The following is a 13,916-nucleotide window of genomic DNA, read 5'->3' as shown; positions in this document are numbered from 1 at the left end:
CGGCTTTACACCTTCTTGATGATTTCCATGCCTAATTGATCCAACGAGTAGTTGATTCCCTGTTGCAGAATGGAAAAGCAGGGGATATGATTCATCCGATAGCCCCTTTGCGTAACTTTTATACTTAGTTCCGAAGAAATCCCTACAAGCAAACAAGTGGTACCCAATAGGGAGGCTGCACTTACGAATTTCTGGATGAAAGATAAAGTATAATCATCCACCCTGCTGAGACTGGTCAAATCGATAATCAGAAACTCAGCTTTATAGCGTGGCAGATTGAGAAGTGTTTTATTTATCAATTCTTCAGCTCTAATTTCATTATAACGTCCAACGAGGGGGACCACGAGAATCGAGTCCAATACAGGAATGATCGGAGAAGAAATTTCTCTAATGATTTCGGATAAAACTTCTGTTCTTTGCTTTGTAATACGCTCCAATTCTTCTTGCGCTGCTAAGGTTTGCTCTTCCATTAACGCATTGACATTCAAAGAAGGAGAAATATCGGATGCGAAAAACTCATATACACTGCAGTCGTCCCCACTGATCTGACTTTTAACCACCCGGTACCATACTTTGGAGCCGAATATTCCAGTCAGTACTCCAGCCCAATGACCAGGCATGAAAGTACCTTCTTTTTCTTTTCCCTGTGCGACATTCACTTTATATTCCCATCCGTTACAAAATTGGACGACAGCTGTTTTATCTTCAATGGAATAAGAAAGAATCTTTGTTATTCCCCATCCAGCGGTTACATATGTATTAGGCAGTTTATCGAGGATCATTTCCGGGTCTCCAATGGATTTCAAGTAGAAGTCACTGACAATCAGGCCGGTACGGTAGCCTGCTGTTTCAAGAACCAATCTTGCCTCTTTTTCACCTGCGATTTCTTCGAGTGAATCAATCAGCGTTTTAAAAGCTGTATTCACCCAGAATAGAACGACCTCATCATTTTCAAATGTTATAGATCCTTTATCCAAATCCCAATCAAACAGTGATCCATTCACGTCAATATCATACTTTGCCATCATCTTAACCCCCATCGATAACAGAATAGATTTTCTTTATATTATAAAGTCAAATAATACTCTATTACCCCATTCAAATAATAGGTAAACCAGCAGAATATGAAGTGGGGGGAGTCATGGGGATTGGTGGCAGTTATGTACGAGTAAGAAATGATAGTATCACGAATCAATGAGCATTCGTGATACTGTAGGATATAGTCTTGTTAAAACGTTTCCTTTATTCTTGAGATGATCGTTTAGCATATGGATAAATAGGATCCACTAAATTGAACTCATAGGTCTCTCCGTCTACAATCCCTACCACTTTGTCACTGTCATAGAGATCCAGCATGAATTGTGCCATTTCCTTTGCTGTATGATATTGCGGGACAGTACCGTCATAATTGAAATCAGTTACATCAAATGATCGCTGTGCAAACTCGGTTTCAGTCGCAGCAGGAGCTAATACTTTCGCTTTCATCTCGGAACCTTTTGAAGCAAGTTCTTGAGCGAGTCCCTCTGTGAATGCACTCACATAGAACTTCGTTGCGCAGTAGGTAACGGCATCCGCCACAATCGTATATCCTCCCCCTGAAGAAACATTGATCAGTTGAGTGCCGGCTACGTGTTCATAATCCCGGACAAATAGGGAAGATAGCAGGGTCAATGCTTCGATGTTAAGATTTATCATGCTTTGAATTTTAGTCAGTTTTTGCTCAGGTACGGAATCAAAATTTCCAAATCCGGCATTATTAATCAATGTTTGAATATTATACTGTTTCAAGCTTTTATAAAACTCATAGACGTTCTCGCTTAAAGATAAATCAACTGTCATCGTAATGACATCCACATCTGGGTAAGTGGAAACGATTTCACTCTTCAGTTCATTCAAATTATCTTCCCGTCTGGCAACAGCAATAATATTCTTCCCTCTTGCTGCAAATGCAAGTGAAGCCTCATATCCGATCCCTGAGCTTGCTCCGGTAATGACTGTATAATTCATATTTTTTCCTCCTGTCTGTTTATGGTACACTTCTATCCTAAGGGTTAGAGTGGACTCCAAGTCAAGAGTTTATACATAGGAGGAATCATGCATGTATAGTATCAGCGAAGCATCGGAAATATTGGGAATCACTTCCCATACTCTTCGATATTATGAAAAAGAAGGAATCATCACACCAGATCGTTCTAGTTCAGGTATTCGAAGGTATACCGATTCCCACCTTAAATGGCTAAAATTTGTTATGAAATTAAGGGAGACAAAAATGCCTATCGCCACCATTAAAGATTATACCTGGTTAGTGATGGAAGGGAATCATACAACAAAAGAGAGATTGACACTCCTCGAAGAGCATCAAAAAAATATACAAGAACAGATTGAAACCCTGCTATCAACCAATGAAATGTTGAAAGACAAAATTGGTTCGTACAAAAAGTCTTTGGCAGAATAAAAATCAGCATGAGTATCATAAGCATTTAAGAGGTATCCGCCTTCATTTGTCGGATACCTTTTTTGATGAATCCAGTTGAATTCAAGTGTGTGTTGGTAACTTAAGAACTTAAAGTTGGGTATACTAAGTTCCAAATTAAAGGTTCGTGACAAAGGGAGGAATTCATATGGGAAATAGCTGGAGGATTTTTACACGGGATATAAGAAATGTATCCAGGAACTGGGTGGCTGCGTTCTTGATAGGTGGTTTAATGTTGTTACCATCTTTGTATGCATGGTTTAACATCGGCGCTTCCTGGGACCCTTACAGCAAGACCGATCAGCTCCCGGTCGGGATCGTGAATGAAGACAATGGGGCGGAACTCAGGGATGAAAAATTGAATATTGGCATGGATCTTGTAAAAGAATTAAAGAAAAATAATGAAATGAACTGGAAGTTTGTTGATAGAAAAAAAGCTATGGATCGTGTTGAGTATGGGGAGTATTTCGCGGTTATCATCATTCCGAGTGACTTCTCCAGGAAGTTAGCCACTGTCATAGAAGATAAACCTGAAAAGGCAACCTTGGAATATTACGTAAACGAAAAGATCAATGCCATCGCCCCAAAAATTACAGAATCCGGGGCAGGAGGAATCGTCGATAAAATTACGGGTTCCTTTATATCGACTGTCAATGGGACTATATTTGAACTGTTTAATGAGCTTGGAATTGAGATTCAAAAGGATCTTCCTGACATAAAAAGGTTTGAGGATTATGTATTTACAGTAGATCGAAAGTTACCAGGAATCGGTGCTGTCCTGAATGAATCTTTGTCGGATGCCGAAAGTGCCAAGCGGATTATTCAGAGAGCACAGGCTGAAATTCCTGATGTGAAACGTGTGACGAATCAGGGACTTGATACGATCGATCAGACCACGGATTTTCTTGAAAGAGCTGAAAATGAATTAAACGAGATGGCTCCAACCATTCAAGAAGATTTGGAGCGAGTACAGGAAATGGCTGCCAGGGTCAACGAATTCCTGGGGCAAATTGAAACCTCTTCTATTGACCTTAGTGGAGCAGAAACGATTAACAAAGGAGTAGCTGATAAACTTGCCACTTCCATCCAAACGATTGACACGGTTGAAGCTTCCTTACAATCGTTACAGAAGAATGAAGAAAATCCAAACCAGGAACAGATTGAAAAGGCCTTGAATCAGCTGGAGGAAGTTAAGTTGGAAATGCAGACAATTCAAAAAGAAGGCCAGAAACTAAATGATATCCTTGCTACTAAGCAACAAGACGTGAACGAATTGATCAAGGGCATAAAAGATCGTGCCAGCAAAACGGATAAAGATATGCATGCACTTATAAAAAGATACAAACAAACGATTGAACCGGCTGTATTGGGTGAGGTAGCTAAAGCGAAGGGAACGTTGAATGAAGCAAGGAAGATCCTTCTAGACATACAAAGCACCATTCCGGAAGTGGATAGGATTCTCTCTAATACAGATGAAAACCTAGGAAAAGGAACGGAAATACTCCAAAATGTCTCAAGGCAATTTCCGTATGTTAAAGAAAAAATCAGCCAGCTTGCCGACCGTATCAGGGATATCCAGGGGAAAACCGATATTAATGAAGTCATTGATCTCCTCCGGAATGATCCCAATGCAGAGAAAAGCTTTTTTGAAGAACCGGTTGTCTTAGAGAAAAATAGTTTATTTCCAATACAAAATTACGGGGCTGCCATGACCCCGTTTTACACTGTGTTAGCCATCTGGGTAGGTGCACTTTTGTTAATCTCACTATTAGCAACTGAAGTAATCACTCCTCATGAGTTTACTGAAAGGCAAATTTACTTTGGTAAACTTCTGACGTTTCTCTGTATTGGTTTCATACAAGCCATGATTGTAACAGTTGGCGACATTTTTATCCTTGGGGTTCATATTGCAGAACCTGGTTGGTTTATAGTCTTCGGATTACTCATCAGCATTGTTTTTATGATCGTAGTATATACATTGGTATCAGTATTTGGGAATATTGGAAAAGCGATGGCCATCGTCCTTCTGGTCCTGCAGATTGCAGGAGCCGGAGGGACTTATCCAGTGCCTCTTTTGCCGGCTTTTTTCCAAACCATTCATCCCTTCCTCCCATTTTCTTATAGCATCGATCTCATGAGGGAGGCAGTTGGAGGGATCGTTTTGGAAAGAGTGTATAGAGATATGTTAATTCTAACTCTATTTGGCCTCTTTGCTTTGCTATTCGGCATATTTTTTAAAGGACCGCTAAGTAAAAGGACAAAAGCTTTTATGAAAAAATCAAAAGAATCCGGGTTGTTCCATTGATCATGTTGATGATTTGGAAATCAGGTTTTTCAATTTGTTTCCCTGCTTTTTCACGTTGGAAAAGGATTCCTCTCTTTACATTTAGGGTAAAGTCTAATGAAATACATAACATAAAAGGGAGGAAATAGCGTGAAGCAAGCCATGTTAATCGTCAATCCATCTTCCGGTAAGGAATTGGGGAAACAATATAGTGACCATGCACTTGAAACGATGAAGGAGATGGGGTACGAGACCGATATGCGATTGACTAAAGGAGAGGGAGACGCAATGGAATTTGCGAAGGAAGCTTGTGAGAAAAGGTATGATTTCCTGGCCGCCATGGGCGGGGATGGAACGATCAATGAAGCCATTAACGGAATGGCTGAACAAGAGCATCGTCCATTATTTGGTTTGATCCCCCTCGGAACGGTAAACGATTTTGCACGGGCCCTCAATATTCCAATGAAACCTGAAGAAGCAATCGACATCTTCAAACAAAACCATGTACAAAAAACCGATGTTGGAAAGATCAATGATCGTTATTTCATCAATATTGTAGCAGTCGGTGCATTGGCAGAGGCGTCATTTTCCACACCGGTCGAACAGAAATCAATGCTTGGTCCACTTGCATATATAATAGAAGGAATGAAGAAGATGAAGGAGAAGCAGCCATTCGAGCTGAAGGTCCAATCAGAACATGATTGGGAAGGGGAAGCCCTTCTTATGCTCGTAGCCCTCACCAATTCGGTTGGTGGGATGGAAACCATCGCACCGGAAGCGAAGGTGAATGATGGACAGCTACATGTCTTCATCATCAAAGACATGGCTTTGCCTCGGTTCCTCCTTTTATTACCGAAAATCCTGTTAGGTGAATTAGCTGAAAGCGAACACGTCCACTATATGAAAGTTACCAAACTTCAGGCAAAATCTACCTATGAAATGATAGCCAATGTCGATGGGGATGAAGGAGACAAGCTTCCGATCACAATTGAAAACTTAAAGCAGCATCTGAACATACTCGTTCCAAATAAGAAGTAGGAGGGTGCTACATTGAAATTTGAGATTACACAAACAGCAAAAGAAAAATTGAACGAAATTCCTGAGGGGAAAATCATTCAGTTATCCTTTGACAGGGGAAGCTGTGATATCGTCAACAATATATATGAAATGAAAGTAGTAGATAGAAGAAAAGCGGAATCCCATGAGAAAATCATCCATTCGGAGAATCTCGACTTCATCGTCAACGACGATTTCGAAGATACGTACGAACATGAACTGACCATCGACTTTAGAAATAATTTCTTTGTTTTTAAAAATAAGAATCAAATCTTCAGTAATAGGATCGGCCTGCGTTATGTGTAAAAATAGATATGCTCTTAATTTTAAAGGTAAGTGCTTCGTTGTATAGTAATTACAACCTTTTTGTGTTACTATTACCTCTTAGAGCAAACAAAGGACGTGACCATTCATGATAAACATTCAAATCCCACAGGCGGATATTTCCATAACGGAACGAAGGCAACCAAAAGACTCTGAAGAACCAAAGATCAAAAGCATCCAGGGCTTTATCGATCTTCATGAAATCCCAAGAGATAAGGGGGGCATCATCTTATTTTATAATATCAATGATGAGCTCCTATTCGTTGGAAAAGCCCGAAAGCTGCGCCAAAGAGTCAAAAAGCATCTCGAAGATACAGTATCACCGCTGCGTAATCACAGAGGCGAAGTCTACAGAATCGACGTAGCTATCGTAGATGATGCTATGGATCGTGACATTTATGAGACATACATCATCAATAAACTGCAAGCGAAATATAATGTAGACAAAGTGTTCTATAAGTAATAATTTAAAAAAGGTACCAGGATCCGATAGAGGTCCCTGGTACCTTTTTGATTTGTAAAAGTGGACTGTATGAAGATTCTTTAGATACCCATAACGTCTTCTTAGATTCTATCGGGCATATGCTGGATTCCATTTAACCAACAACTCTTCCCGCACACCAAAATAAGTTGTATCCGTCCGATCAGTCACTCCGTAAGAAACCTCCATGCCCTCATCATTCCAATAAATGTTGATCGATACGATTACAGAAGGTCTCTTCACTCCGGCTATCTCAATATCAACCGGTTGATTCAGTTCAAATAACGTTTGAAAGTTGATTTCCCGCCTTTGAACCGAAGGGGGCGAGAGAGAATCTTCAATATTAACGTATTTGTTATTTTTATTTATGATGTCATACGTAACAAATGTTTTTCCCGGTTTTATCCAGAACACTATTTGTACAATTCGACCTGCCTTCAAGGAAGTTCCGTTAAATGCTTCATGAATTAGTTCCTCATACTCTATCACTTCGTTCAGCCTGATGGGATTAATGGTTCCATTCACAAGAGATCCCCCTACCTTAAGTATTATGCTCTTCATGGTTATACTTATTGGCAGCGGCACTTCTATAGAACCTACTTATAGAAAAAATAATAAAGGCAGTAATAGATAGAAAAACGTTTGGAAATGAGAGAAGGAAAGTGTAAAATAATAAAGTGAATTTGTGGAAGGTATTTAGCTCGGTTGAAAAGACATGTCTTAACGAGGGAACAATAAAAGACTCGTCAAAATACGAGTCTTTAAAATAAATCTCTATTATATGTCATAGATAAACGCAAATTCTCATCGGTCAACACAAATTGGTGAACCTTTTCCAATGTTTCGGTTAATGCATTTGATAAACTGTTTTTTGAGTATGCACAAACGGAAAGCATCCCTTCCTTTAGAACATAATCATCAGCGATCGATTCAAATTCATTAAGTAAAGCTGCGTCTGGTTCTTTTGAGACCCACTCAACGTGACCCCAGGTTCTTATGGAAGAATTTATCTTTTTAATGATGGAGAGATCCTTCTGAAAAGATCTGAGAATATGTTGAGTGTTAAAATCCCCATTTAAAAAATAGTAGTCAAAGTTATCAACCAGAGAGATGGATGAGAGCTGTTCCTCTGTATACAATCTGTGCATTCTGTTCTTGACCTTGGTGATATTTTTCATGCTTTCAACGATCAATATATGCTGATTGTTCTTTAAGCCAGCCTGAATAAATAACATTAAATTACGAATATAGGCTTCCTGTTGTTGGAATGGATAAAAAACATGCCCTTTCTGTAAAGCTCCAAGGTTCACATCATGTAACACTTCCATAGATCTTCACCTCTCGTCTCGTGGTTTTTGTTTGCGCTGTTCTCCTACTAACAAGGGATTAATTTAAGCATAACATAATGATATGGGAAGCTATATATATATTTTGAATATTCTAATAATAATTAATTTACATTCTACCTTGCTCAAAAATATTATTCTTAATGGAATATTTTATAAATAGCACGAAGAAAGGATGTATACGAAATGAATCTTCAATTTACTAGATTAGACCAACCTGATGTAGAGATCGCCAACACTCTAAATAAATGGGATAATCATCCTGATTTAATTCCTTACATCAGGCCGAATCAAAGTAGAGAAGACCTTCAAAAGCAGTGGAATATAACAGTAGAAGAGTTAAATCAGCGAATGGATTCTCATCATATTTATCTCATTTACTTTGAGGGAAAACTTGTAGGAGAAATGAATTTCATGGTCGATCCAGGTCATCTATATAAAAAAGTGAGGGGCACTGCCTGGATAGGAATTACGATTGGAGATCCAGTGGCACGGGGAAAGGGAATAGGATATAAAGCACTTCGTTATTTGGAAATGGAAATAAAAAAACAGGGACTAACTAGAATAGAACTTGGTGTTTTTGAGTTTAACAGTCAGGCATATAAGTTATACAGGCAGATGGGTTATCAGGAAATAGCCAGGATCCCTGATTTCACTTATTGGAATGATAAAATGTGGTCAGATATCCGTATGGAAAAAGTATTGGCTTGAGACTTCATATCGAATGCTTATTTATTACAAAAATGTAACGAATGAAACAGAAAATATGGTTAGCTGAAAGTCACAACACTCTTCAGTGTGGTCAGATTCTCCCTGCTCAAATTTTTATGGATCTACACACATTCCCTTTAAAGGCATTTTAATCCATTAAAATGGGTTTTCTGGGCTCGTTAAATCGCATGCCTGGTCCTTCTTTAACCTCTAATCAAACCCTTATATAATATATTTGTAAAATCGTGGTAACCTTTCTTTCTCTGTAATAAAGTAAAATGAAATCAGCTGATTAAGGAGGGAACCATGTGCAAGAGAACATTCATAATTACGATGATATACTTACGATGCTAGATTCATACTTACGGGAGCCAGAACCATTTTGGGACGAGTTTTTTTCTGATCGAGAGAAATCAATACCTATCTTTGTTAATGCACCCGACGAAAATTTAGTCTCTTATATAGAACGTGGAACGGTCAACCCTGGCAAAGTACTTGAACTTGGCTGCGGCCCTGGCAGGAATGCCATTTACCTTGCAGAAAAGGGATTTGAGGTTGATGCAGTCGATGTATCCAAAACGTCCCTCGAGTGGGCAAAGGAAAGAGCAGACGAAAGAAATCTGACCATAAACTTTCAGCATCAAAATATATTTGATTGTGACCTAACCATTGGGAAGTACGACTTCATATACGATTCAGGATGTTTTCACCATATTGCGCCTCATAGAAGGATAAGTTACATAAATCTTATTGAAAGAGCGTTAAAGCATGAAGGTCACTTTGGCATAACGTGCTTTTATAAAGGCGGAAAATTAGGAGGTTCTCATATATCCGACTGGGAAGTATATAAAAAAGGATCACTGATGGGAGGATTAGGGTATACAGAAGAACGGTTAAGGAGTGTTTTCCATTCACTAAAGCCCATTGAAATCAGGAAAATGATCGATAAAAAGGATGCAGAGAACCAATTCGGCGCCTCTGACTTACTGACCGGACTTTTTCAAAAAAATTAAATGTAAAACGGATGAGGATGGGACATAACTAATTCCAGTTCCTCTAAAGACGAACAATCAAACAATTAGTTAGTATCACTTGTTACACCGCTGCCAGATTTCCTTGCAAGACTTCGCTTTCCTCGGGCGTTCGGCTAGCCTCCTCACAGCTTTCGCTCCTGCGGGGTCTTACCTATTCCGCTTTTCCCGTAGGAGTCTTCGTCTTGCACTCCAATCAACAGCTGGAACCTGCTATATACACTGCATGCTTTAGCAAGAATAATAAAAGCCCGGATCTCGGAGGAGTATGGATCATTCACATCAGGTAAGAAAGAGTATTTGTATGATTAACTGTAATTCGTCACTGCAACTAATGCAATGGTTTAGCAGTTATAATAAGACCATTACGCTAGGAAATCAACCACTACTCATTACAACCAAAACATAAATATGTACGTTAAAAGCCAAATGATGACTCCGAACGATCTCGATTTTCAAAAAAGAATATCGAATGATCGTTCGGATTTTCTTTTTAACTAAACACTTTTGTCCCACCTTCATCTTTCTTTATACTCTGAAGCGAGAAAGGAATCGTAAAAAGTCCTTCTGTGTTTTATGCTGATATTTTGTTATCGCGTAGGTATTAGCTTCCGGCATGGGAAAAGCACTTGTATGGACCTCCAACAGCCTCCCTTCCAACAGCTCTCTCCTTACTGACGAGGAGGGAAGATAGGATACACCGAGCCCTTCTGCGATGAACCGCTTCGTAATATGCGTCTGCGAAACCCTCATCATCCTTGTTTTCGGATAAAATTGTTTAATGGTATAACAAAGTTCATCCCAATAGGAAGGATGATTGTGGGTCAATAAGTAATTCGATGCCAGTAACTCCTCTTCTTCCAGTGGCGGTGCTGATTCAAAATCCCTTCCATCATGAGAAGCCACCAAAATGACTTTATCAGTAAATAATAGAGTCTGTTCAAGTTCATGGCTAAAAGAGGGGAGACAGGAAAGTCCGATATCCACTCTTTCTTCTAAAACTGCCTTTTCTATTTCCGTAGATTCAATGATTTCAACCGATATCTCCACCTCGGGATGATTCTCCAAATATTGTTTTAAAACAAAAGGCAATACATTATCAGCAATCAAGGGGGAAATAGCCATTTTGAGTGTGGTCGTGTATCCCTGACTAAAGGAATGAATGTCGGTTATTCCCTCCTCGTAAACCTCGATCAATCTCTTAGCATTTTGTAAATAGGATCTCCCCGCTTCTGTCAGTTTGATTTTCTTCCCATCTCTCTCGAAAAGGGCGACTCCGAGTTCCTTTTCAAGTTGTTTAATATGTACGGTTACGGTCGGCTGTGAGATATATAATCGCTCGGCAGCTTTCCTGAAATGATTGAACTCGGCTGCGATAATAAATGTTTTAATGATATTTAAATCCACTGGATCCACCTCTTCTTTATTATAAATTGTAATTAATTTAATTAAATATATTTAATTTTTTTAATTATAAATTCATTATACAATAATTGTAATAAAGGAAAAGGGGTTGTTTTGCATGTTTAGTGAAGGATTAAAAGGGATCGTAGCCGCTCAAACGTCGATCAGTCACATCGATGGCAAGGAAGGTATTCTCATCTATAGGGGATACGAAATAGGGGAACTCAATCATATGTCATTTGAAGAGGCAGCTTTTTTGTTGTGGTATGGATATCTTCCCACAGAGGAGGATGCAATGGAAATCAAGAAGAAATTGAACACTTATCGAGAACTGACACCTGCAATGAAGGCTATCCTTCATTCTCTACCAGAAGAAATGGATATCATGAGTGCATTAAGGACAGTTATTTCCTCTCTGGGAATACCAGAATACAATTGGAAGCCGACAATTGAGCAATCTTTGCGATTGACAGCCGTCATTCCGACCATCATAGCCTACCGATTCAATATAGTGATGAATCGACCTCTATTTGAGCCGGATACCGAGCTAAGCCATGTAGAGAATTATCTATACATGTTTACAGGAAAGAGTCCGTCTAAGGCGGTGGCAGATGCACTTGAAACGTATATGGTCCTTACCATGGAACACGGAATGAATGCTTCTGCCTTCTCAGCAAGGGTCACGGCTTCAACGGAGTCTGATCTCGTTTCATCTATCACTTCAGCTATCGGGACAATGAAAGGTCCACTTCACGGCGGGGCACCGTCCGGGGTCATTGATTTATTGAACGAAATAGGTGTAGCTGAAAAAGCCGAAAATGTCATTAGAAAAAAATTACTGAAAGGTGAGAAGCTGATGGGGTTTGGTCATCGCGTCTATAAGACTCATGATCCAAGAGCCATCGCTTTAAGAAAGAAGCTGTTAGAAAATAAGGGGGGTGATCCGGCTTTGGATCTGGCCCTATTCGTTGAGAAGAAGGCAATCGAACTTTTAGCTGAAATGAAACCGGGAAGGTCCCTATACACCAATGTAGAATTTTATGCTGCCGCCATCATGAAATCGATTAATCTGCCATCAGATCTATTCACACCGACATTTACAGCCGCTCGCATCGTTGGTTGGACAGCACATGTATTGGAGCAGGCTGAAAACAATACTATATTCAGGCCGCAATCTGAATATATAGGAAAAAGGTAAGCCTAAAATGTAAACCCTACATGTTCCTCTTATGCAGGTAAGTGTGTAAACGCTTAGAGTTCCTAAGCGTTTTTCTTTTGAATGAAATCGTTTGGTTTTAGTAGTGAATATTCAAACACTTGGAGGGAATTAGGTGAATTTGTCGAATTCTAATATTGGTACGTACTTATATAAGACATCTCGGCTCCATTGAAATGATTGTCTTTTCAAATCAAGTCGCGGGTTTATCTATAAATCTATACTATTTTAGGGAAAGGAGAGATAGCGTTGTTTGAAACCGTGTTGGGAAAACCGAGTAGTGAGATCATGGAATACAATATGAAATATAGAACTGCCGTGAAAGCAGTCATCATACAAGAAGGTAAAATCCTTCTCATGCATTCCAAGAGGGGGGATTATAAATTTCCGGGAGGCGGGGTCGAAGAAGAGGAAAGTCTGTCTGCTGCCCTCATAAGGGAAGTTGCTGAAGAAACCGGCTACATACATTGTTTGGTTAAAGAGCCTGTTGGTATCGTGACACAAAGATATATGGACATGTATGAAGCTGGTACATTATTCGAAATGACTTCACATTACTTTCATTGCGAACTATCAGACTGGGATAGAATACCACAACAATTAGAAGAATATGAGTTGGAGCTTGAAATGACTCCCCGATGGGTTACTATGGATGAGGCTATTGAAGGGAATGAGGTGCTGATGGACAAGTATGAGAACAATCGATGGATTAAAAGGGAAAACTATGTTTTGGAAGAATTAAAGAAATTATATGAATAGGATGTGGAGGCTTACCTGGTGCTTTCTTATTCACAAAGGCAAAACCAATTATTTATAATCTTTAAGGAAAAGAGCTGTCCGTTTTTCCCAGCTCTTTTCGATATAATACATTTCCTTCATAGTTCTATTTTAATTCCGTACTTTTTTAGTTCTTCTGTGTCATTGGGCAACGTTACAAAGCCTTCAAACTTCATATCCAATTTTTCAAGAAGTTTAGAGGAAGAATCATTATCTTTGGTCGTTATCGCGACCAGACGTTTAATCCCCTGTTCTTTAGCAAACTCAACCGTAGCGCTTGCTGCTTCAAATGCGTATCCTTGAGATTGATAATCCGATAGAAAGGCAAAGCCAATATCCACATCTTCGAGACCTTCTCGCTTGATCAGTCCACATAAACCGATCGGTGCACGATCATCTTTACGTTCTGCCAAGAACAAACCAAATCCTTCCCGCTCATACATGGCTCGTGGACCAGTCAAAATATAACGAATGGCATCTTCCAGTGTATGAACCCCTTTGTCTCCTATGTACTGGAGCCATCCTGGCTCATTTAACAATTTCATTATGAAGTCTGCATCTGATTCCTCCACCCACCTAAGTGTCAGTCGGGTTGTTTCTGTTACTTTCATTCGAACACCTCATTTCTAATCATTCATTCATCTCATTGTAACTTGAAATATTAAATAGAGTAAATCGATTATTTGCTCTCTACTATATTAATAGATCTAAACTTGATCAATAAAATCATCGCGAGACACACACTCAATAAAAATCCAAGTCTACTATTCAAATTTCATCATGTTATAGTTTCTTTATACAGAATGAATATAA

At 39.2% G+C, this 13,916-nt stretch carries 15 protein-coding genes; 9 read left to right on the top strand and 6 right to left on the bottom strand.

Going from position 1 to position 13,916, the window contains the following annotated elements:
• Nucleotides 1–5 precede the first annotated feature (5 nt).
• Nucleotides 6–1,028: an STAS domain-containing protein gene (locus NQ095_RS03705; protein WP_258262142.1), complete on the bottom strand. Its 1,023-nt coding sequence runs from the start codon at nt 1,026–1,028 to the stop codon at nt 6–8.
• A gap of 214 nt (nt 1,029–1,242) precedes the next feature.
• The gene (locus NQ095_RS03700; RefSeq protein ID WP_258262141.1) at nt 1,243–2,007 is read right to left on the bottom strand and encodes an SDR family NAD(P)-dependent oxidoreductase; all 765 of its coding nucleotides are present in this window, start codon (nt 2,005–2,007) and stop codon (nt 1,243–1,245) included.
• Nucleotides 2,008–2,098: 91 nt separating this feature from the next.
• Here NQ095_RS03700 and NQ095_RS03695 point away from each other — a divergent pair, with 91 nt between their 5' ends.
• From NQ095_RS03695 to NQ095_RS03675, 5 genes are all read left to right on the top strand, one after another.
• On the top strand, nt 2,099–2,455 hold the full coding sequence (locus NQ095_RS03695; protein WP_258262140.1) for a MerR family transcriptional regulator: 357 nt from the start codon (nt 2,099–2,101) through the stop codon (nt 2,453–2,455).
• Nucleotides 2,456–2,621: 166 nt separating this feature from the next.
• Nucleotides 2,622–4,778 (top strand): YhgE/Pip domain-containing protein, encoded by a 2,157-nt coding sequence (locus NQ095_RS03690; protein WP_258262139.1) that lies wholly within the window; start codon nt 2,622–2,624, stop codon nt 4,776–4,778.
• Nucleotides 4,779–4,907: 129 nt separating this feature from the next.
• On the top strand, nt 4,908–5,795 hold the full coding sequence (locus tag NQ095_RS03685; RefSeq protein WP_258262138.1) for a YegS/Rv2252/BmrU family lipid kinase: 888 nt from the start codon (nt 4,908–4,910) through the stop codon (nt 5,793–5,795).
• Between the two features lie 12 nt (nt 5,796–5,807).
• Entirely contained in the window at nt 5,808–6,119 is a 312-nt protein-coding gene (locus tag NQ095_RS03680; protein ID WP_258262137.1) for an iron-sulfur cluster biosynthesis family protein, read from the top strand.
• Nucleotides 6,120–6,225: 106 nt separating this feature from the next.
• Nucleotides 6,226–6,600 carry a nucleotide excision repair endonuclease gene (locus NQ095_RS03675; protein WP_258262136.1) on the top strand — a complete coding sequence of 125 codons (375 nt, stop codon included), beginning with the start codon at nt 6,226–6,228 and terminating at the stop codon, nt 6,598–6,600.
• Between the two features lie 108 nt (nt 6,601–6,708).
• Here the strand turns inward: NQ095_RS03675 and NQ095_RS03670 are convergent, their stop codons facing one another.
• Together NQ095_RS03670 and NQ095_RS03665 are read right to left on the bottom strand one after the other, a co-directional pair.
• Nucleotides 6,709–7,143, bottom strand: a complete 435-nt coding sequence (locus NQ095_RS03670) for a hypothetical protein (protein WP_258262135.1) — start codon at nt 7,141–7,143, stop codon at nt 6,709–6,711.
• 236 nt (nt 7,144–7,379) lie between these two features.
• Complete coding sequence (locus NQ095_RS03665) at nt 7,380–7,946, bottom strand: MEDS domain-containing protein (protein WP_258262134.1); 567 nt, start codon at nt 7,944–7,946, stop codon at nt 7,380–7,382.
• 204 nt (nt 7,947–8,150) lie between these two features.
• On the opposite strand from NQ095_RS03665, the gene NQ095_RS03660 reads away from it, so the two are divergent.
• Both NQ095_RS03660 and NQ095_RS03655 read left to right on the top strand, forming a co-directional pair.
• Nucleotides 8,151–8,675 (top strand): GNAT family N-acetyltransferase, encoded by a 525-nt coding sequence (locus NQ095_RS03660; RefSeq protein WP_258262133.1) that lies wholly within the window; start codon nt 8,151–8,153, stop codon nt 8,673–8,675.
• 308 nt (nt 8,676–8,983) lie between these two features.
• Nucleotides 8,984–9,688, top strand: coding sequence for a class I SAM-dependent methyltransferase (locus NQ095_RS03655; protein WP_258262132.1), 705 nt, complete (start codon nt 8,984–8,986; stop codon nt 9,686–9,688).
• Between the two features lie 546 nt (nt 9,689–10,234).
• On the opposite strand, the gene NQ095_RS03650 is transcribed toward NQ095_RS03655, so the two are convergent.
• Nucleotides 10,235–11,113, bottom strand: a complete 879-nt coding sequence (locus NQ095_RS03650; RefSeq protein WP_258262131.1) for a LysR family transcriptional regulator — start codon at nt 11,111–11,113, stop codon at nt 10,235–10,237.
• Nucleotides 11,114–11,228: 115 nt separating this feature from the next.
• On the opposite strand from NQ095_RS03650, the gene NQ095_RS03645 reads away from it, so the two are divergent.
• Nucleotides 11,229–12,308: a citrate synthase/methylcitrate synthase gene (locus NQ095_RS03645; protein ID WP_258262130.1), complete on the top strand. Its 1,080-nt coding sequence runs from the start codon at nt 11,229–11,231 to the stop codon at nt 12,306–12,308.
• Between the two features lie 267 nt (nt 12,309–12,575).
• On the top strand, nt 12,576–13,085 hold the full coding sequence (locus NQ095_RS03640) for an NUDIX hydrolase (RefSeq protein ID WP_258262129.1): 510 nt from the start codon (nt 12,576–12,578) through the stop codon (nt 13,083–13,085).
• Between the two features lie 116 nt (nt 13,086–13,201).
• Here the strand turns inward: NQ095_RS03640 and NQ095_RS03635 are convergent, their stop codons facing one another.
• The gene (locus tag NQ095_RS03635) at nt 13,202–13,714 is read right to left on the bottom strand and encodes a GNAT family N-acetyltransferase (protein WP_258262128.1); all 513 of its coding nucleotides are present in this window, start codon (nt 13,712–13,714) and stop codon (nt 13,202–13,204) included.
• Nucleotides 13,715–13,916 lie beyond the last annotated feature (202 nt).

This window comes from Rossellomorea sp. SC111, from assembly GCF_024733565.1.
Taxonomy (GTDB): Bacteria; Bacillota; Bacilli; order Bacillales; family Bacillaceae_B; genus Rossellomorea.
The sequence above is the reverse complement of the archived record's forward strand: the minus strand, read 5'-3'. Positions and strand labels throughout refer to the sequence as shown.

What these genes read in the sequence shown, in the direction of transcription:
- NQ095_RS03695 (WP_258262140.1), top strand. Translation starts at nt 2,099, where the DNA reads ATGTATAGTATCAGCGAAGCATCGGAAATATTGGGAATCACTTCCCAT.
- NQ095_RS03660 (WP_258262133.1), top strand. Translation starts at nt 8,151, where the DNA reads ATGAATCTTCAATTTACTAGATTAGACCAACCTGATGTAGAGATCGCC.
- NQ095_RS03635 (WP_258262128.1), bottom strand. Translation starts at nt 13,714, where the DNA reads ATGAAAGTAACAGAAACAACCCGACTGACACTTAGGTGGGTGGAGGAA.
- NQ095_RS03665 (WP_258262134.1), bottom strand. Translation starts at nt 7,946, where the DNA reads ATGGAAGTGTTACATGATGTGAACCTTGGAGCTTTACAGAAAGGGCAT.
- NQ095_RS03675 (WP_258262136.1), top strand. Translation starts at nt 6,226, where the DNA reads ATGATAAACATTCAAATCCCACAGGCGGATATTTCCATAACGGAACGA.
- NQ095_RS03700 (WP_258262141.1), bottom strand. Translation starts at nt 2,007, where the DNA reads ATGAATTATACAGTCATTACCGGAGCAAGCTCAGGGATCGGATATGAG.
- NQ095_RS03690 (WP_258262139.1), top strand. Translation starts at nt 2,622, where the DNA reads ATGGGAAATAGCTGGAGGATTTTTACACGGGATATAAGAAATGTATCC.
- NQ095_RS03645 (WP_258262130.1), top strand. Translation starts at nt 11,229, where the DNA reads ATGTTTAGTGAAGGATTAAAAGGGATCGTAGCCGCTCAAACGTCGATC.
- NQ095_RS03705 (WP_258262142.1), bottom strand. Translation starts at nt 1,028, where the DNA reads ATGATGGCAAAGTATGATATTGACGTGAATGGATCACTGTTTGATTGG.